The 18,992-nt window shown below is 64.4% G+C and carries 17 protein-coding genes; 6 read left to right on the forward strand and 11 right to left on the reverse strand.

Features of this window, described 5'->3' with window-relative positions; all coding sequences use genetic code 11:
- Window positions 1-43: 43 nt before the first annotated feature.
- A complete protein-coding gene (gene rirA / locus NKI24_RS09585; RefSeq protein ID WP_023676431.1) occupies window positions 44-505 on the forward strand; it encodes an iron-responsive transcriptional regulator RirA in 462 nt (153 codons plus the stop codon).
- A 65-nt stretch (window positions 506-570) separates the two neighbouring features.
- On the opposite strand, the gene NKI24_RS09590 is transcribed toward rirA, so the two are convergent.
- The 5 genes from NKI24_RS09590 to hemP are packed head-to-tail and all read right to left on the reverse strand — an operon-like array spanning window position 571 to window position 4,667.
- Window positions 571-1,359 carry a heme ABC transporter ATP-binding protein gene (locus NKI24_RS09590; RefSeq protein ID WP_352451945.1) on the reverse strand — a complete coding sequence of 263 codons (789 nt, stop codon included), beginning with the start codon at window positions 1,357-1,359 and terminating at the stop codon, window positions 571-573.
- A 10-nt stretch (window positions 1,360-1,369) separates the two neighbouring features.
- Window positions 1,370-2,467, reverse strand: coding sequence for a FecCD family ABC transporter permease (locus NKI24_RS09595; RefSeq protein ID WP_352451946.1), 1,098 nt, complete (start codon window positions 2,465-2,467; stop codon window positions 1,370-1,372).
- A gap of 5 nt (window positions 2,468-2,472) precedes the next feature.
- The gene (locus NKI24_RS09600) at window positions 2,473-3,381 is read right to left on the reverse strand and encodes a heme/hemin ABC transporter substrate-binding protein (RefSeq protein WP_352744725.1); all 909 of its coding nucleotides are present in this window, start codon (window positions 3,379-3,381) and stop codon (window positions 2,473-2,475) included.
- Window positions 3,382-3,392: 11 nt separating this feature from the next.
- Window positions 3,393-4,451, reverse strand: a complete 1,059-nt coding sequence (locus NKI24_RS09605; protein ID WP_352451948.1) for a hemin-degrading factor — start codon at window positions 4,449-4,451, stop codon at window positions 3,393-3,395.
- A 9-nt stretch (window positions 4,452-4,460) separates the two neighbouring features.
- Window positions 4,461-4,667: a hemin uptake protein HemP gene (gene hemP / locus NKI24_RS09610; RefSeq protein ID WP_352744728.1), complete on the reverse strand. Its 207-nt coding sequence runs from the start codon at window positions 4,665-4,667 to the stop codon at window positions 4,461-4,463.
- Between the two features lie 201 nt (window positions 4,668-4,868).
- On the opposite strand from hemP, the gene NKI24_RS09615 reads away from it, so the two are divergent.
- The 3 genes from NKI24_RS09615 to tolA are packed head-to-tail and all read left to right on the forward strand — an operon-like array spanning window position 4,869 to window position 8,845.
- Window positions 4,869-7,082 carry a TonB-dependent hemoglobin/transferrin/lactoferrin family receptor gene (locus tag NKI24_RS09615; protein ID WP_502901441.1) on the forward strand — a complete coding sequence of 738 codons (2,214 nt, stop codon included), beginning with the start codon at window positions 4,869-4,871 and terminating at the stop codon, window positions 7,080-7,082.
- Between the two features lie 5 nt (window positions 7,083-7,087).
- On the forward strand, window positions 7,088-7,519 hold the full coding sequence (locus tag NKI24_RS09620) for a hypothetical protein (protein ID WP_352744731.1): 432 nt from the start codon (window positions 7,088-7,090) through the stop codon (window positions 7,517-7,519).
- A gap of 48 nt (window positions 7,520-7,567) precedes the next feature.
- Window positions 7,568-8,845 carry a cell envelope integrity protein TolA gene (gene tolA, locus NKI24_RS09625; RefSeq protein WP_352744734.1) on the forward strand — a complete coding sequence of 426 codons (1,278 nt, stop codon included), beginning with the start codon at window positions 7,568-7,570 and terminating at the stop codon, window positions 8,843-8,845.
- 66 nt (window positions 8,846-8,911) lie between these two features.
- Here tolA and putA read toward each other — a convergent pair whose 3' ends face one another.
- A complete protein-coding gene (gene putA, locus NKI24_RS09630; RefSeq protein ID WP_352744736.1) occupies window positions 8,912-12,523 on the reverse strand; it encodes a bifunctional proline dehydrogenase/L-glutamate gamma-semialdehyde dehydrogenase PutA in 3,612 nt (1,203 codons plus the stop codon).
- Window positions 12,524-12,686: 163 nt separating this feature from the next.
- On the opposite strand from putA, the gene NKI24_RS09635 reads away from it, so the two are divergent.
- Window positions 12,687-13,139, forward strand: a complete 453-nt coding sequence (locus NKI24_RS09635) for an Lrp/AsnC family transcriptional regulator (RefSeq protein WP_023676441.1) — start codon at window positions 12,687-12,689, stop codon at window positions 13,137-13,139.
- Window positions 13,140-13,340: 201 nt separating this feature from the next.
- On the opposite strand, the gene NKI24_RS09640 is transcribed toward NKI24_RS09635, so the two are convergent.
- Window positions 13,341-14,540 (reverse strand): cytochrome-c peroxidase, encoded by a 1,200-nt coding sequence (locus tag NKI24_RS09640; RefSeq protein ID WP_352744739.1) that lies wholly within the window; start codon window positions 14,538-14,540, stop codon window positions 13,341-13,343.
- 7 nt (window positions 14,541-14,547) lie between these two features.
- Window positions 14,548-14,994 carry a FixH family protein gene (locus NKI24_RS09645; RefSeq protein WP_352451991.1) on the reverse strand — a complete coding sequence of 149 codons (447 nt, stop codon included), beginning with the start codon at window positions 14,992-14,994 and terminating at the stop codon, window positions 14,548-14,550.
- Between the two features lie 157 nt (window positions 14,995-15,151).
- Here NKI24_RS09645 and NKI24_RS09650 point away from each other — a divergent pair, with 157 nt between their 5' ends.
- Window positions 15,152-16,081: a sugar kinase gene (locus NKI24_RS09650; RefSeq protein ID WP_352451955.1), complete on the forward strand. Its 930-nt coding sequence runs from the start codon at window positions 15,152-15,154 to the stop codon at window positions 16,079-16,081.
- On the opposite strand, the gene NKI24_RS09655 is transcribed toward NKI24_RS09650, so the two are convergent.
- The 3 genes from NKI24_RS09655 to NKI24_RS09665 form a co-directional block, all read right to left on the reverse strand.
- Window positions 16,074-17,075, reverse strand: a complete 1,002-nt coding sequence (locus NKI24_RS09655) for an NADP-dependent oxidoreductase (RefSeq protein ID WP_352724868.1) — start codon at window positions 17,073-17,075, stop codon at window positions 16,074-16,076. The genes NKI24_RS09650 and NKI24_RS09655 overlap by 8 nt on opposite strands.
- Window positions 17,076-17,080: 5 nt before the next feature.
- The gene (locus NKI24_RS09660) at window positions 17,081-18,028 is read right to left on the reverse strand and encodes an alpha/beta fold hydrolase (protein WP_352744742.1); all 948 of its coding nucleotides are present in this window, start codon (window positions 18,026-18,028) and stop codon (window positions 17,081-17,083) included.
- An 86-nt stretch (window positions 18,029-18,114) separates the two neighbouring features.
- A complete protein-coding gene (locus NKI24_RS09665) occupies window positions 18,115-18,930 on the reverse strand; it encodes an oxidoreductase (RefSeq protein WP_352451958.1) in 816 nt (271 codons plus the stop codon).
- Window positions 18,931-18,992 lie beyond the last annotated feature (62 nt).

Genomic DNA, 18,992 nt, shown 5'->3' on the forward strand with positions numbered 1-18,992 from the left:
CTATAGGCCATATTGACGCCAACCACTGTTATGTGAGGACACAATGCGGCTTACCCGTCAGACCAACTACGCCATGCGCATTCTGATGTATTGCGCCGCCAACACCGAGCGGTTGAGCCGCATCCCCGAGATCGCCGCCGCCTATTCGGTATCGGAACTTTTCCTGTTCAAGATCCTGCAGCCGCTGGTCGAAAACGGCCTGATCGAAACGGTGCGCGGCAGGAATGGCGGCGTCAGGCTCGGCCGCGCGGCCGAATCAATCAGCCTGTTCGATGTCGTGCGGGTGACGGAGGAAAGCTTTGCCATGGCCGAGTGCTTCGAGAACGACGCCGCCGAATGTCCGCTGGTCGACAGCTGCGCGTTGAATTCGGCATTGCGCGAAGCGCTCAACGCCTTCTTCGCCGTGCTGTCGCGCTACACGATCGCCGATCTGGTGGCGGCGCGCCCGAATGTGCGGCACCTGCTCGGCATCGACATGCTGGTGCAAAGGGCGCCGGCCGCCTGATTTTTGGTCGCATCTCAGTTGGTGAGGTCTGTTGAGATTCAGGTCAGGCCGGCATCACCTGAATATCAACAGACCGACTGCGGCAATACGAACGGCATGTTTGCCGCCGGCAACACGCCGACCTTCAGCCGGCAATCGAAGACCTTTTCGATCAGCTCGTCGCTGAGCACCTGTTGCGGCGAACCTGTAGCGGCGAGCCTGCCGCAATGCATGACGAAAATCCGGTCGGCATACATCGCCGTCAAATTGAGGTCGTGCAGGATGGCGACCACGCCGCCTCCCCGTCTGGCGAAATCGCGCGCGATGTCCATGATGATCAGCTGGTGTTTGATGTCGAGGCTGGACACCGGCTCATCGAGGAACAAATAGCGCGGCTTGCCGTCGAGCACCGGCGCCCACACCTGGCAGAGCACGCGAGCAAGCTGCACGCGCTGCTGTTCGCCGCCGGACAGCTCCTGGTAGAAGCGGCCGGCAAAACCGTCGAGGTCGACGCGAGCCAGCGCCCGTTCGGGCAGGCGCTGGTCCTCGCCGGGCAACGCGCCGGAGCGCCCGCCGACCAGGCCTAGCCTGACGATCTCACGCACGGTGAACGGAAACGACAGCGTCGTCGCCTGCGGCAGCACCGCACGGACCGTCGCCGCATCGACCGGCTTCATCGCCGATAGATTGCGGCCGTTGACGGTGACCTCTCCCGAATAGCCAAGATCGCCGGACAGTGCTCGGAGGAAGGTCGTCTTGCCCGAACCGTTGGGGCCGACGATGGCCGCGATTTCGCCCGGCCGCGCCTCGAAATCGACATTGGCGACAATGCGCTTGCAGCCGATCGCCACCGAGACATCCCGCGCTTCGATCATAAGCAAACTTTCACAGGTCAATGACGCCGCGCTTGCGCAGCAGGATCCACAGGAAGAACGGCGCACCGGCGACCGCGGTGACGATCCCAATCGGCAATTCGGCCGGGGCAACGATGGTGCGGGCAACGGCGTCTCCCAACAACAGCAGCGCCGCACCAAGCAGGGCCGATGCCGGCAGCAGGTAACGGTTGTCGGGGCCGATCAGCAGACGCAGCAGATGCGGCACGACGATGCCGACGAAGCCGATTCCGCCGCTGACCGCGACGGAGGCGCCGACCGCTGCTGAGACGCCGACAATCGCGGTGTATTTCAGCCGCTGAACCGGAATGCCGAGATGGCCGGCCGTGGCCTCGCCGAGCGCCAGCGCGTTGAGGCCGCGCGCCAGGAACGGCATTGCCGCCAGCGCCAGCACGATGACCGGCCCGACCGAGCCGATCTTCTGCCAGGTTGCGCCGCCCAGCGAGCCGAGCTGCCAGAAGGTCAGGTCGCGCAATTGCCGATCGTCGGCCATGAAGATCAGGATGCCGGTCAGCGCCATGGCAAGCGCCGCCAGCGCGATGCCGGCGAGCAGCATGGTGGCGACCGAGGTCCGGCCTTGCCGTGTCGCGACCCGATAGAGCAGCAATGTCGTAGCCAGCCCGCCGCAGAACGCAGCCAGCGGCAAAGCCAACGTGCCGAGCGCCGAAGTCAGCGGCGCCAGCATGGTCGAGCCAAGCACGATGACGGTGACCGCACCGAGGCTCGATCCGGCCGAAACGCCGATCAGGCCGGGGTCGGCCAGGGGATTGCGGAACAGCCCCTGCATGACGGCACCGGAGACGGCAAGCGATGCGCCGATCAGCACGCCCAGAATGATGCGCGGCAGACGGATGTCATGGATGATCAGGCGGTCGCGGGCGCTCAACGCCGCGTCGCCGGGCAACGCGCCGAACAGCCAGTTGTGCATGACGCCAATGGCCGAGGCATCGGACGCGCCGGAGGTCAGCGACAACAGCACGGCGATAACCAGCCCGACGCAGAGCAGCACGATGACGAGGCGGGCACGCCGCGAACGGTCACCTGCCGTCGCCATAATGCCCGCCGTACCGGCGATCGAATGTTCGGCCATCGCGCTCAATCCGCGACCTGGCTGCCATAGAGCGAGACGGCGAGATCGTGGATGGCCTCGGCCGTGCGCGGACCGAAGCCGAGCAGGTAGCCGCCGTCCATGCGGATCAGCCTGCGGGCTGCACCCGCCGACGTCGAAGCCACGGCAGGGTTCGAAAACAATTCGTCATCCGCGGTGGCCGGTCCGGCATTGTTCATCATCAGGATCACGTCGGGCCTGGCGGTGATGACTGCCTCGTCCGACAATTGCTTGTAGCCGGCAAAGCCGTCGATGGCGTTGATGCCGCCCGAAAGCTTGATGATGCCGTCGGCGGCGGTGTCGCTGCCGGCGGCAAGCAGCTTGCCGCCCTGCATCGACAGCACGAACAGGATGCGCTTGCGATCCTTGATCGAGGCGGTCTGCTTTTCGGCTGCCTTCAGCCTGGCGTCTATCTGGGCCGCCAGCGCATCGGCCTTGGCCTCGGTGCCAAGCGCCTTGCCGACGATGTGGATCTTTTCGAGAATGCCTTGATTATCATAGCGCTCGGTCACCTCGATGAATGGGATGCTTGATTTCTTCAAGACGTCGACGGCTTCCTTCGGTCCGCTGCCGTGCAGGGCCAATATGCCCGACGGATTGACCGACAGCACACCCTCCGGCGACAGCTGGCGCATGTAGCCGACATCAGGCAGTTCCGCCGCCGCTTGCGGATAGCGGCTGGTCGAATCGCGCGCGACAAGACGATCCTGTTCACCGAGCGCATAGACGATCTCGGTGATCGAGCCGCCGATGGCAACGATCCTCGAGCGGTCGGCGAAAGTCGCGATGCCCTCGGCGGCTTGAGCCGGCATCAGCGCGGCGAACGCCAGGAAAACAGCCGCCGCAGGACCAGGCGCCGACCTGGAGACCGATGCCAGCCTGGAGAAAAGAACCATCGTCGTTTTCCTCAGGCTGCGGTCGGGCTTGGGATACGCGGCAGGTTTTCGGCCAGAAAGCGCCAGTCTTCGCGCTCGCTTTCGCCTTCATGCCGCTTACCGAAGAACTGGATGATCATCTTGCCGTCGGCGCCATAGATTTCGAGCGACGTGACATGGCCGTCCTTGGTCGGCTTGCGCACGGCCCAGACCTCATCGATGTGGTCGGTCCGCAGGTGCAGATGGAAGTTCTGGTCGAGCACGTTGAGCCATGGTCCCATCGGCTTGATCGAGGCGACGGGGCCGGAATGGATCTGGATGCAGCCGCGATTGCCGACAAAGCACATGATCGGCATGGCGCCGGCAGCGGCGTGGTGGAACATGGCGCTCACCGCATCCTTATCGACCAGCCAGGCGTAGTCCTGGCCGACCATGCGCACCGCCTGTCGGCGGCTGAGCTTCAGTGTCTTCAGCATGCCGAAGAACTGGTGCACGTCGGTCAGCTGGCTCCAGCGGTCGCGCAGATCGTCGATGCTCGCCGGGTTGTCCGCAGTCTCGGTCTCGTCGGTGGTGCCCGCTGAAATCGCCACCGTCGGCTCCCGGTTCGGCGATTCCAGCCCGGCCACCAGTTTCTGATAGGCGTAGAGGTTGGAGGCTGGCCTGAGATGCACCTTGTGTACCGCCTCGCCTGCGGTGTCGAAGAACTGCAGGCTGCGGCGGATGTCGGCGCCATCGCGCTTTTCCACGGCAAAGCCGTGCGCCCAAACTTTTGGGAAAATACGCAGGTCGATATTTTCGCCGAGCACCATGGCATTGTGATTACCGGTGACAACCTTGTCGTAGACGCCGATCTTCTCGTGCACCGCGCTTTCGTTGCGGGTCAGCGCCATCACCTCACCGACAGCTTCGAGGCCAGTCAAAAGGTCGTTGACACGCGGCTCGACGCGCACGACGCCGTCGCCGCAATGCGCGGCGACCAGTTCGGCCTCCGAAATACCGAGCTGGGCGGCGAGGTCGCGCTCGCGCATTTTCGGATTGTCTGCCCGTGCCCGCCGGATCTCGTGCGGGGCGGGTTTTACGCGCTGGTCCATTTCTGCCACCTACTTGTTGAGGATGAGCTTGCCCTGCCGGGTGATCTTCAGCCGGTACAGCGCACCATGATGCTCGATGCCGATCTCGTGCTCGCCCTGGAACAGCGTGTTGCTGGACAGCGTTTTCACGGCCGATTGGACCCGGTCGAAACGGACGGAATTTTCGTCGGAACGGCGGACGCGATAGCGAAAGTCGCTGGGATTGTGCGTGTTCATGGGTTCGATCCCTTTCCTGTGCCTGGCATCTGGCTCGGGGCCTGCGTGAAATGCCGATTCAATTCTTGACTCGAATGATCATGTTATCTAGCAGTGCAATACCGGAGTAAATGAGTCAACATTTAAGACGCCGGACGCGATGAAAAATGCCAGCGAGCCCCAAGCCAGCCAGCATCGAACATGGATTCTTGGAGTCGCAGCATGGGGTTGGCGAATTGGGGACGGCTGGCGGGCAGCGGCCTGACACATTGTTCTATGACAAGCAAAATGGCCGCGTTGCTGGCCGGCGCGGCGGCGATCCCGCTGCTCGCCACACCGGCCGGCGCACAGCAGGCCGCCCAACCAGCAGCCGACCAGCAGCAGACTGACCCGTCTCAACAGCGCGAAAAGGTAAAGCCGGCCCCGGCGGGTGCCACACTGCTCGACAAGATCCTGATCCTCAGCCGTACCGGCGAGACGGCGATCGAGTCGCTTGCTTCAGCCAGCCATGTCGACGAGGAACAGCTCGAGCGCCGCATGGCGACCACGCCCAACGAAATGCTGTTCGGTGTGCCGGGTGTCGCCGTCCAGGCCGACGCAAGGCGTGTCAGTTCCAGCATCAACATCCGCGGCCTGCAGGACTTCGGCCGCGTCTCCGTCATCGTCGACGGCGCCCGCCAGAATTTCCAGCGCTCGGATCATGGCACGCAATCGACCTTCTACATCGATCCCGAATTGATCAAATCCGTCGATGTGATCCGCGGCCCGGTCGCCAACACCTATGGCTCCGGGGCGATCGGCGGCGTCGTATTTTTCGACACCAAGGATGCGCAGGATTTCCTCAAGCCTGACGAGACCTGGGCGGCATCCGCGACCGGGCGCTACGAAACCAACGGCGAAGGCTGGACCACCAGCGCCACCGGCGCCTATCGGATCAACGAGAACTGGGACGTGCTCGGCAATATCGTCTACCGCGACTATGACGACTACAAGCATGGCGGCGGCGACGCTGTAGCGGGCACCGGCTTCGACGTCTTGAGCGGCCTCCTCAAGACGACCATCCGCCCCAGCGAAAACAGCGAGCTGAAGCTGGGCTGGATCGGCTCGAACGACGGATGGACCGAGACCAGCGGCAGCGCGCCGGTGAACGACGCCGACCTGAAGGCGAATACCTTCACGGCCCGCTACAACATCACCGACGAAGACAAGAGCTGGCTCGACCTCCACATCAACGCGTCCTACAACAAGACCAAGCTCGATCTGACGACCCTTGTGGCGCAAAACCGGTTTGATCCGGTCACCGGTCTGCCCGTGGTTTTGCCGGCGGGTTCGAAATCGACGTTCGACATCGGCACCTCCGGCATCGACATTTGGAACACGTCGAGATTCGAGACCGTTGGAATCGCGCATGAGCTGACCTATGGCGGCGACTGGGTTGGCGACGATGTCGAGACAGGCGGCACGGCGGGCGGCGACAGCTTCTATACGCCCTCGGGCAACAGGAACGTCTCCGGCGCTTACGTTCAGGACAAGCTCACCTGGGACTGGCTCGAGGTCATCGCCGGGCTGCGTTACGACAGCTACAAGCTCGACAGTGATGTCGGCGAAACCTCTGGCGACCGGCTGTCGCCACGCATCACAGTGGGCATTTCGCCCTTCGAAACCGCCAGCCTTTCCGGCCTGCAATTCTACGGCACCTATGCGGAAGGCTACCGTTCTCCGTCGCTGTCGGAGACCCTGATCAGCGGCAATCATCCGGCCGGCGTCAGCTTCCCGTTCCTCTCCAATCCCGATCTCAAGCCTGAAACCGGCAAGACCGTGGAATTCGGCGTCAATTACAGCACCAACGGCGTCATTGAGGCCGACGACGCGCTGCGGCTGAAGGCGGCCTATTTCAACAACAATGTCGATGACTACATCGACGGCGTGACGCTCTCGCCGTTCGACCCGACCAGCGGCTGCCCGTTCGGTCCGGGCATACCGATCTGCTTCCAGTATCAGAATTTCGCCAAGGCCAAGATTCACGGCTTCGAGATGGAGGGCGTCTATGATGCCACCTGGGGCTTTGCCGGGCTTTCGGCGTCGTTCACCGACGGCCACACGATTTCCTATGAAGGCGAACGGGCGGACCTTGTCACCGTCCCCTCCTCACAGATCACCGGGCAACTCGGCTTTCGCTTCCTCGAGGACAGGCTGACCATCGGTGGCGAGGTGCAGTACAATGGCAAGCCGCAGGGCAACCCGGTGGCCAAGGACTATACGCTGGTCAATGCCTTCGCCAGCTACCAGGCGACCGACAATTTCAAGGTCGATTTCCGCGCCGACAATCTGTTCGACGTCAAATACGCCAACCCGCTGAACGCATCGACGACGAGCGTCGTCTACGAGCCCGGCGTCACCCTGAAGCTGGCGGCGACCATGAGGTTTGGAGGCTGACGACAATGAAAGGCATGACGGCATCCCTTCGTCTGTTCGCCGCGGTGCTGGCAATATTGCTTGCGGCGGCTCCGGCATGGACACAGCAGCAAGCACCGGCGCTGATCCTCGAGCTCAATGGCGCGCAGCCTTTCGACAAGGGCTGCCGCCTGACTTTCGTGGTCACCAACAATCTCGGCGCCGACCTTTCCAAGGCGGCGTTCGAGATCGCGCTGTTCAACGAGGCCGGCGTCGTCGACCGGCTGACCGTGCTCGACTTCAAGGAGCTGCCGGCAGGCAAGACCAAGGTGACGCGTTTCGATCTTGCCGGCACGGATTGCGGCAAGGTCAGCCGCGTGTTGATCAACAGCGCCACGGAATGCGCCGGCGCCGAGCCGAATGCCTGCATGCGCGGGCTGAAAACGCAGGCCAGGACCGGCATCGCCTTCGGGGTCTGAATTTTGGGACCGGAACCCGCATTCGCACGAAACCCCGTCGCGTGGCCATTGGCCGGTTTCCTGCCGCCGGAACCGGACGATCCGGATTTCGCCATCCCGCGCGGGGCGCTGCGTGTTTCGCCGCGCGACAGGCCGGAAGACAGTTACATCGCCGACGCCGACGGCGACTTGCCGACGGTGCCTGCGGAGCCATTGCGGCAGGCACGACAGACGCGGCGGCGCCGCAACTGGACGGTGGCGATCGCCTGCTCTTGCGCATTCCACGTGGCGGTGGCGCTGGCCTTCCTCACGCTGCCGGACGACCGGCCAAGCATCGAAGGTGCCGATCAGCAAGGCGAAATGCTGCTCGGCGCCGACCCGCAGCAGGCGGCCGGCGATGTCGGAGACGATCCGGAAGTGGCCAACGTGACGATGGTGACCATGCTCGACGCCAAGCCGGTCGAAACGGTCGAGGCGCAGGCGGCCGCGGCAGAGGAGACGCTCCAGCCGGTCACCGATGCGGCGGAGACATCGGACAAAGAAGTGGTTGAGCCGGTCAACGAGGCCGCCACGGAAACTGCTGCGCCTGCCGATCGCACCGAACCAGCACCCGCGCAGCCGGCGCGCCAGGACCCATCGCCCGACGTTCTTGTGACCGACAGGCTGGTGCCTGCCGACGGCAATGCCGTGCCGCCGCCAGTCAGCGCGGCCGAAACGGCCGAGCCTGCCGAGACAAGCGCACCGGCACCAGCCGATCCGGCGCCGGCGGAAACAGTTCAGACGACCGAGACAGTCGGCGCGGCGGAAGAACCGAAGCCGGACAGGCCGGAGCCCAAGCAGCCGAAGAAGGCAACCGCAAAGAACAAGCGGGCCAGGAAGGCCGAACCAAACGAGCCTGAAAAGCCGGCCCTGCGCAGGAAGGCGAGCAAGGCACTTGCGAAAGCCGATTCCAAGAAGAAAAAGACCGGCTCCGGCGGCCGTGACGAAACGGATGTCGCGCGCGGCATGGCCGACGGCAGGAAGGACGGCAAGATCCTGACCGCCAGCAGGGGCGGCAAATCAGGCATCGGCAATGCAGCCGTCACGAACTATCCCGGCAAGATCAGGTCAAAGCTGGTGCGGGCCTTCAATTCGACACGCACGCGCGCCACTGGCACAGCCACGGTTGCCTTTACTGTCGGTTCGAACGGCAGCGTCCGGTCGGCCAGGCTGACGGGCAGTTCGGGCGTTGCCGCGCTGGACAAGGCCGCACTCGACGCGGTCCGCCGGGCTTCTCCGTTTCCCCCTATTCCAGACGGAGCCGGTCGCTCGGCCTGGCAGTTCGAAGTGCCGCTCGGTATCAGATAGCGACCGTCCCCATGCCGGCACCAAAGTTGGCGCCGCCCTGCCCGCGATACGCGAGCCCTGGCGAACCTACGCAGCGGCCAGCAGGCTGGCATTGCCGCCCGCCGCCGTGGTGTCGACGCAGACGGCGCGCTCGTGGGCGTAGGCGGCCGGATAATAGACTTCGCTGATCAGCGGCACGATCGGGCCGGCGCGCTCGGCGATGACCTTGCGCACGATGCGCGCGGCCTCGGGCGTGCCGGAAAAGGCAACGACATCGACCCGCAGCGAGCGCGCTTCGACCGGGTCCGGTCTGCCGTCGATGGCCGCCAGCGGCAGTCCCTTGCCGGTCAGTGACGAAAGTGCTGCCGGCGCGCCGGGCGCGACGGCGAGCACCGCATTGCCGGCGGCCAGCGCCTGGATCGTCTGGGCAAGCAGCGTATCTGCGTCCGGGCCAAGGCAGAGCACGCGGCCGCGCGGCGACAGCGACAGCGTGTTGGCCTCACCGGTCGGCCCGGGCAGGTCGACCTGGCCGAAATCGATGCCGGCGGCAGTGCCGATAGCCGCGGCACCCTTGCCGCGCAGATGTTTCCTCAGGATGGCGACGCGATCCGGCCGCGTCGACCAGCCGCCAAAGGCCGGGTCCGGCAGATTGTCGGCGAGCTCGGTCGCCGTCACCTTGCGGCCTTCGGCAAGATGGGTGCCGGCTTCCGGCCCCTTGCGGAAGCGCCGGAGATAATGTGGCCCGCCGGCCTTCGGCCCGGTGCCGGAAAGGCCCTCGCCGCCGAACGGCTGCGCGCCGACGACGGCGCCGATCTGGTTGCGGTTAACGTAGATGTTGCCGGCATGGATGCCATCGACGAAATGCTGGGCGCGGCCTTCGATGCGGGTGTGCAGGCCAAAGGTCAGGCCATAGCCTTTGCGGTTGATCGCAGCGATCACCGCATCGATCTCGTCGGCATCGAAGGTGGCGACATGCAGCACCGGCCCGAACACCTCGCGCTCCAACTCCTCGATGCCCTTGACCCGAAAGACGTGCGGCGCAACGAAGCGGCCGTCCTTCGGCGCTTCAAGCTTGGCGATCAGCCGGCCCTGCAGGCCCATTTTGGTGCAATAGTCACGGATCGACGCTTGCGCCTCGTCATCGATGACCGGGCCGACATCGGTCGATATCCGCCACGGGTCGCCGAGGCTAAGCGCTTCCATCGCGCCTTTCAGCATCTCAAGCATCTTCTTCTCGACGTCCTTCTGCACGTAGAGAATGCGCAATGCCGAGCAGCGCTGGCCGGCGCTCTGGAAGGCGGAGGCCAGGATGTCGCGCACCGCCTGTTCGGGAAGTGCTGTGGAATCGACGATCATGGCGTTGAGGCCGCCGGTCTCGGCGATCAGCATGGCGTCGGGCGCGGCGGTCTCGGCCAGCTGCTTTTCGATCAGCTTGGCGACCTCGGTCGAGCCGGTGAAGCAGACGCCGGCAATGCGCGGATCGGCGGTCAGCGGGCCGCCGACCGAAGGGCCGTCGCCGGGCAGAAGCTGGATGATGTCTTCCGGCACGCCGGCCTCGCGCAGTAGCTGGACGGCGCGGAAGGCGATCAGCGGCGTCTGTTCGGCCGGCTTGGCGATCACCGAATTGCCGGTGACGAGTGCCGCCGCGATCTGCCCGGTGAAGATGGCGAGCGGAAAGTTCCACGGCGAGATGCAGGCGATGGTGCCGCGCGCCTCGGTGCCCGCTTCGGCATTGGCCGCCTCGGCAGCATAGTAGCGCAGGAAATCGACGGCCTCGCGCACCTCGGCAACGCCGTCGGCCAGCGACTTGCCGGCCTCGCGGGCGGCCAGCGCAAAGAACTCGACGGCGTTCGCCTCGTAGAGATCGGCCGCCCGTTTGAGGATGGCGGCGCGTACGGCGACCGGGCGTCTTGCCCATGCCGGTTGTGCCTCGACGGCGATGCGCACGGCGGTCTCGACCTGCTTGGCGCCGGCCTCGCTGACCGTGCCGACCACTTCGGAAGGTTTTGCCGGATTGACCACCGGACGCTGCTTGCCGTAGCCGGCGGCGCGGCTGACCGGCTTGGCGTGCCAGCGCTCCGGCCCGGCGAACTCGGCCCTCGCCTTGTCGATCGCAGCCAGCGTCAGCGTGTCGGTGATATCGAAGCCCTTGGAATTGCGCCGGCCGGGGCCAAAGATCGCCGACGGCGGCACGATCGCCGGATTGGCGGCGGGGCCTTGTTTCTCCATCGTGTCGATCGGGTCGCGGGCGATGTCCTCGGGCTCGACCTCTTCATCGGTAAGCTGGTGGACAAAGGAGGAATTGGCGCCGTTCTCCAGCAGCCGGCGGACCAAATAGGCGAGCAGGTCGGAATGCGCGCCGACCGGCGCATAGATGCGGCAGCGCGTGCCTTCGGCCCGCCGCACCGTCTCATGCAGCGCCTCGCCCATGCCGTGCAGCCGCTGGAACTCGAACGTATCGCGGTCCGTCGTCATCGACAGGATGGCGGCGACGGTGTGGGCGTTGTGGGTGGCGAATTGCGGGTAGATCCGGTCGGTCATCGACAAAAGCTTCTTCGCGCAGGCCAGGTAGGAGACGTCGGTATTGGCTTTGCGGGTAAAAACCGGATAGCCGTCGAGCCCGAGCGTCTGCGCCCGCTTGATCTCGGTGTCCCAATAGGCGCCCTTGACCAGCCGCACCATGATGCTGCGGTCGTATTTCCTCGCCAGCTCATTGAGCCAGTCGATGGTGAAGGCCGCGCGCGGACCGTAGGCCTGCACGACGACGCCAAAGCCGTTCCAGCCGGCAAGCTCCGGTTCGGCCAGTACCCGTTCGATGACGTCGAGCGACAGGTCGAGGCGGTCGGCCTCCTCGGCGTCGATGTTGAGGCCCATGCGCGAATGGCGCGCCGCCAGCGCCAGCGACAGCAGCCGCTCGGCCATGACGGGCAGCATCTTTTCCTTCTGCGTCACTTCATAGCGCGGATGCAGCGCCGAAAGCTTGACCGAAATGCCGTGGTTCTGGCGGATGTCGGGGCCGTTGGCGCCGGCATCGAGCGAAGAGATGGCATCGGCATATGCCTTGAGGTAGCGCAGCGCGTCGGCCTCGGTGCGGGCCGCCTCGCCCAGCATGTCGAAAGAATAGAGATAGCCCTTCTGCGTCATCGGCCGGCCGCGCCTGACCGCCTCGGCAATGGTGCGGCCGAGCACGAACTGCTCGCCCATCTCGCGCATGGCGGCGGCGACCGCCTTGCGGATGACCGGCTCGCCCAGCCGGCGCACCATCGCGCGCAGCGTGCCTTCGATGCCGCCCTCGCCTTCATCGAGCACGCGGCCGGTCAGCATCAGCGCCCAGGTCGATGCATTGATGAAGATCGAGCTCGAGCCGCCCGAATGCGCCGACCAGTCGTGCGGCGCGATCTTGTCGGCGATGAGGTCGTCCATCGTCTCGGTGTCGGGCACCCGCAGCAGCGCCTCGGCCAGGCACATCAGCGCCACGCCCTCCTTGGTCGAGAGGCCATAGGCGGACAGGAAGACCTCCATCAGCCGCGGATCGGACGAGCCGCGCACCGCGCGCACCAGATCGGCGGCACGGGCCGAAATCGCCTTGCGGTCTTGCGCGGACAGCCCGGCCGCCTCGGCCAGCCGCTTCACCGCCTGGTCTTCGTCGGGCAAATAATTGGCACGGATTTGCTGGCGGATGGTGTCGAGCGCTGGCATGGCGGTCCTGTAGAACGAGCATAAGGGAGCGGGCCGGCGGTCACCGGGCCGAATGGCGCAACCTAACATAAGTACGGATTTCGGTCGGTCCAAAGAAATCGACAAGACAGGTCGATTGATCTATGATTGCGGGTCGGCAATCACCAATGTGGCCAAAAATCTGATGACAGAAGACCAATTGGACCGGATCGACAGGAACATCCTGTCGGCTCTGGGCAGCAATGGCCGGCTTTCCATGTCGGAACTGGCGGCGAAAGTCGGCCTGTCGAAGACGCCGGTGCAGGCACGAGTCAAACGGCTGGAGAAGGACGGCTTCATCAGGGGCTACCAGGCGATCATCGACCGTGAGCGCATGGGCGAAGGCCATGTCGCCTTCGTCCAGGTGAAACTGTCCGACACCCGCTCGGCCGCGCTCGACGCCTTCAACCGCGCCGTGCAGGCGGTGCCGGAGATCGAGCAGTGCCACATGATGGCATCGAGCTTCGACTATCTGCTGAAGGTCCGCACCACCGACATCGCCGCCTACCGCCGCGTGCTCGGCGAGCGCATCTCCGCCCTGCCGCACGTTGCCCAGACCTCGACGTTTGTCGCGATGGAGACGGTGAAGGACCGGTAGGAAACGCCGGCGGGACAGCGCCCCCCTCTGTCCTGCCGGACATCTCCCCCTCCAGGGGGGAGATCGGTTGTCACTGCCGCTTTCGCCAATCTCTAAACGTCGCAGGAGTGAACGGCGCGCCGAAGCTGCCAATCTCCCCACTAGAGGGGGAGATGTCCGGCAGGACAGAGGGGGGCGCGAAGGATCGCTACCCCGCCGCCTTCACTCCGCCAGCGTCTTCAGGAACGCCACCAGCGCCGCGCGCTCGCGGTCCGAAAGCTGCAGCGGGTGGACCTCCGACACACCCTCGACACTTGCCGGCGCCTTCGAATAATGCGCCACCACTTCGTCCAGCGAGGAAAACTGCCCGGCATGCATGTAGGGCGGCCGGGCGGCGGCACCGCGCAGCGACGGCGTCTTGTAGGCGCGGACGAGTTCCGGCCCGGTCTTGACCATGAAGCGCAACTCGCGGCAGGCGCTGGCATCGCCGTCGCGAAAGGCGCCGAAACAGTTGAACGGATCGGCCTCGACCTGCGCCACCGCCTCGACGCGGCCGCGATCCGGCGGCAGGCCCGCGACCGGCGGCACGCCGGTGTTGTGGAAGCTGCCGTCGGTAAAACGCGGGCCGTTGTGGCAGGTCACGCAATTGGCCTTGCCGATGAACAATTTCAGGCCGAGGATTTCCTCCGACGAAAAGGCGGCGTCGCCTTTCGGCTCGGCGCCCGCAGCCAGGTCGAGGGCAAAGCGGTCGAAGCGTGTCTGCGGCGGCGCGATCGAGCGCTCGAAGGCGGCGATCGCCTTGCCGATATTGGCAAAGACGCGGTTGACCTCCTCGGCTTGGCTGGCGGGCATGGCGTTCCAGGCCGCCTTCTCGGCATCGGTGCCGAACGGGCCGGCATTGGCCGGCACGCCCGAAAGGTCAGGCAGCGGCCCGAAGATGCGCTCGTAGCGCCCGCCGAAGCGGGCCTTGACGTAATGCGCGAAGGCGGCGCGGTTGCCGGCCTGCTCCAGCGGATTTTCGAGCGGTGTCAGCGCTTGCGCCCATAGGCTGTCGCGCCGCCCGTCCCAGAAGAACCAGGGATCATGCGCGACGCCGGCCAACGGCATGGTACGACGGTTGGTGCGGCCGACGCCGACCGCTTGCGGCAGGTCGTCCTGGAACTGCCGGTCGATCTTGTGGCAGGTCGAGCACGATACCGTGCCGTCGCCGCTCATCCCGGTGTCGAAAAACAGCGTCGAGCCGAGTGCCGCGGCGGCCGGCACATCGGCGAAGCGATTGGTGGTATCGGGCTTCAGCGGCGGCAGCTTGGATAGCGCCAGCGAGGCGATGGTCTGCTTTTCGGCATCGGAAAACTCCGGTCTGCCGCAGCCGGCAAGTACGGCCACCACCACCAACGCGAGAAGACTGGGAAACCGGCTCATCAGTGGCTCACAGCACCACATTGAAGACGACAGTGTCCGAACCGGCCGCAGCGGAAATGGCAAAATGCAATTGCCACCACCCGCTCATCGTGAATTTCACGCCGTCGATGCGATAGCGCCCCGCGCCGAGGTAATCGGTCGCCTGCGGGCTGGTCGGCAGACCGTGCTTGTGCTGCGGCATGCCGCCGGAAATCGTTATCGCAGCACCTTCCACCGGCGCACCTTCGACGGTTTTCAGCGTCAGCAGCCAGGATTCCAGTTCGCCCTGCCGGATGACGCCTTTCTCGGGCTCGAAAGTCGCCGCGAACAGCTTGTTCGCCGTCGTCTTGGAACGGCCGACGTCCGAGCTTGGTTGCGGTGCATGCGGCGCCGTCAGATAGACGATTGCCAGCACGCCGGCGAGCAAGGCAGCCAAGCCGAGGCCTCCAAGAAGATAACGCCATAACGATGCCAAACCCATTCCTGTTCTGCGGATAACGTTTCGCTGGGCAGATCGCGTCCCACGCCCCTGTGGGAAATCGCGCCCAGTGCAAGAATCCGCCGTCGCCAAGCATGGCGCTGCCGGCAGCAAAAAGCTACAGCACCGCAATTGCAGGATGGAGGAGTGCTTCATGGCAGGAATCGGCATCGCCTCGATCGGCGAGTGCATGCTCGAGCTTTCGGGCCAGGCCGGGCCGAACTGGCGCATGGGCTTTGCCGGCGACACGTTCAACACTTTGTGGGCGCTGCATGCTTTGAGCGGCGAGCGGCCGGCGACCTATGTGTCGGCCTTCGGCGACGACCCGTTCTCACGCGACCAGATCAAGTTCCTGGCCGAGAACGGCATCGGCATCGGCGCCAGCCCGGTGATAGCGGGCGCCCGCCCCGGCCTCTATGCGATCACGCTGACCGGCGCCGAACGTTCTTTCACCTACTGGCGGGCCGATGCGGCCGCAAGGCAGTTGGCTTCGGACCCAGCCGCATTGCAGAAAAGCCTTGAAAACCAAGCGCTTGTCTATTTTTCCGGTATAACTTTGGCAATCCTCAACGAGGCTCCACGCAAGGTACTGCTGACGGCCGTGGCCAAGGCGCGCGCGGCCGGCTCGCTGATTGCCTTCGACCCCAATTACCGGCCGAGGCTGTGGCGCCAAAGCGAGGAAGCGCAGGCCGCGATCCTCGAGGCGCTCGCCGTCGCCGACATCGCGCTACCGACCTTTCCCGACGAGCAGATGCTGTTTGGTGATACAACACCGCAGAAAACAGCTGAACGGCTGCGAAAGCTGGTCGGCGAAGTCGTCGTCAAGAACGGCGAGGAACCGGCGCTGATCGCGCAAAACGGAACCTCGCAATCGGTGCCGGCGGTACACGTCGCCACCCCGGTCGACACCACCGGCGCCGGCGACTCCTTCAACGGCGCCTACCTCGCCGCTCGCCTTGCCAGCCATGCCCCGGCAGAGGCGGTGCTGCGCGCCCATCGCGTCGCCGCCGCCGTCGTGCAGGTGCGCGGCGCCCTGGCGCCGTTCGAGACGCTCAAGGCTGCGTTCGAGGCAACTGCTATCTGACCTTGATGACGACCTTGCCCTTGGCGCGTCCTGTTTCGACATAGGCCAGGGCGTCATTGGTCGCCTCGAATGGAAAGACCCGATCCACAACCGGGCGGATCGCGCCGGCTTCGATGAGAGCGGTGATTTTGCTCAGCTGATCGCCCTGCGCCCACATGAAAAGGAACGAAAACTGCACGCCGCGGCGCTTGGCTTTGGCCCGAATTCCGCGACTCAGGAAGCTGAGCACCAGCCTCAGCATTAAGTTCAGTCCCTTTTCCCTGGCAAATTCGGCATCCAGTGGACCGGAGATGGAGATGAGCTTGCCACCCGGTTTCAGCACCCTCAGGGATTTTTCCAGTGTCTTGGCGTCCTGGCTGTTCAAGACGACATCGTAGCCCGACAGAACTTTCTCCAAGTCGTCTTTCCTGTAGTCGACGACGACATCGGCGCCGAGACTTTTGACCAGATCGGCACTCGCCGCGCTCGCGGTTGTCGCAACGGTCGCGCCGAGGTGCTTGGCCAACTGAATAGCAAATGTCCCGACGCCGCCGGAACCAGCCTGAATGAAGACCTTCTGTCCCTTCTTCAGGTTTGCCCGTTCGATGAGCGTCTGCCAGGCGGTGAGACCGACCAGGGGAATCGACGCCGCCTCTTCCATACTGAGATTCTCGGGCTTCAAGGCTACGTCGGCCTCATTCACGGCAATGAATTCGGCGAATGTCCCAATCCGGCCATCGCGCGGCCGCGCATAGATCTCGTCGCCGACCTTGAACTTGCTGACTTTCGATCCCACGCGGATAACCTTCCCAGCCACGTCGTGGCCCAGGATGAAGGGCCGGCGGTAGGGCAAGATGAGCTTGAATTCTCCGGTTTTGACCTTGGAATCGAGCAGGTTCACCCCTGCGGCATGGACCTCGACCAAGACATCGCTGTCCTGGAGCTCCGGCTCCGGCATTTCGGCCAGCCGCAGAATAGCCTTCTTGTTATACTTATCGACAACGAATGCCTTCATGGCAGTTACTTTCTAAGAATGCCTGTTGCTGTTCGGGACGAAACAAGCCGAACGTTTTCAGCTGCATAGCCGCCTTGCGGCAAGGCCTCAGCCTCGAGGAAGGACAGGGCCTTCGGGACAAAATCGGCGTGGTTCTGAAATATCCCGCCATGCCCGGCATCCGGATAGATGACCAGATGCGCCCCCGGGATACGCCCGGCGAGATCATAGGTATTGCTGCTCGGCACCATCCTGTCCTGGTCGCCATTCGCAACCAAAGTGGGAATGCGGATGGTGCTCAGGTCTTGTGGCGCCTGGAGTCCGTAGGCCTTGATCGCCTTGAGTTGCGCGCCGAACGCGCTCAGCGATATCGCCTTGTCCCGGTTGTTCCGGCGCTCCTTCAGCCGTTCCAGAAATGCGTTTGCGGCGCGGCGCCCATTCGGCGTTCTTGTGAAGAAGAGATAGTACTTCGGATCCCGAAAAGTCAGCGCGCCCTTGATCATGTCCACGATCGTCAGCGGCGTCACCTTGTCGATGCCTTGCCCACCGGCCGGCCCCGTGCCAGCCAGGATGAGTTTGCGCACAAGCTTGGGCTCGGTCAGCACAATCTCTTGCGCCACGAAGCCGCCGAGTGAAAAGCCGAAGAGATCGACTTCTTCGAACCCCAGCGCCCGGACAAAGGCGATTGCATCCCGCGCCATGCCGGAAATGGTCGACGGAGTTTTGCCACCCGAAGCACCGATGCCGCGATTGTCGAAGGCAATTACCCGCCGGGTCGCAGCGAGGCCATCGACGATGCGCGGATCAAAATTGTCCAGCTGAGCAGCCAGATGGTTGAGCAGGATCACTGGCACGCCCGTCCTGGGCCCGAGTTCCCTGTACGCAAAAGCTATGCCGCCGACATCGACGGAGCGCGTTGGCGCGTCCTGGAACAACGCCGGTGAACGCGGCGACCGATTGGATCTATGTGTCATGCTTGGCGCCTCCGTTTCGTAGGGCCTGGCCAAATGTGTCGTAGTTGCTAGTCGCATGTGCGTGAAATCCTCTGCCTCGCCGTTGTTCAGACCGGCAAGCGGAACTGCTTGCGCAGGCTCTTGTCGAAAATCCCCGCGGGGGCAAAGCGGCGCAGCAGGCTGACCTGGCGCGCTGCGTTGCCAGCGGTATAGCGCCGTCGCGGGCGGGCATCGGTCGCTGCCTTGACAACCACATCCGCCACCACTTCCGGCCGATCGGCTTTGGGCATCACATCGCCCAGCAGCGCCTTGAGCCCGGCTCGAGCCCGATCGTATTCCTTCAACAGCGAATCCGGCTCGATGCCGTTCTGGTCGAAGACGGTGCGAACGAATGCCGGCTCGATGACGGAAACGCGGACGTTGAAGGCGCGCACCTCGTGGTCGAGCGATTCCGAATAGCCTTCGAGCGCGTGCTTGACCGCCGAGTAATGAGCTGAGTATGGCGCGGGTACCAGTCCCAGAATGGAGCCGATATTGATGATGCGCCCTTCGCCGCGCCGCCGCATCGACGGCAACACCGCATTGGTCATTCGCATGACGCCGAACAGATTGACGTCGAACAGGGCTTGTACCTGGGCGACCGAGGATTCCTCGGCGCCTCCTAGCAGACCGACACCGGCATTGTTGACCAGGAGGTCGATCCGGCCGGTCTGCGCGAGCACGGTGGCAACGAGCGCATTGACGGCCGCATCATCGGTCACGTCGCATGCCAGCATGGTCACTCCGCCCGGACCATTACTGGTCTTGCGGCGACTTGTCCCGAAGACAGTGAAACCCGCCCGCGCCAAGGCCTCGGCGCTGGCGCGGCCGATGCCGGAGGAGGCTCCGGTCACGATTGCGGTCTTTTCAGAATTCCCATTCATTTTTGATGTTCCAGGTTCGAGAGGTCTAGCTTATTTCCACGAGTTGAATTATGATCGTAATA

Origin of the sequence: Mesorhizobium sp. M0701, assembly GCF_040320365.1 — a bacterium.
In the GTDB taxonomy this organism is placed as follows: domain Bacteria; phylum Pseudomonadota; class Alphaproteobacteria; order Rhizobiales; family Rhizobiaceae; genus Mesorhizobium.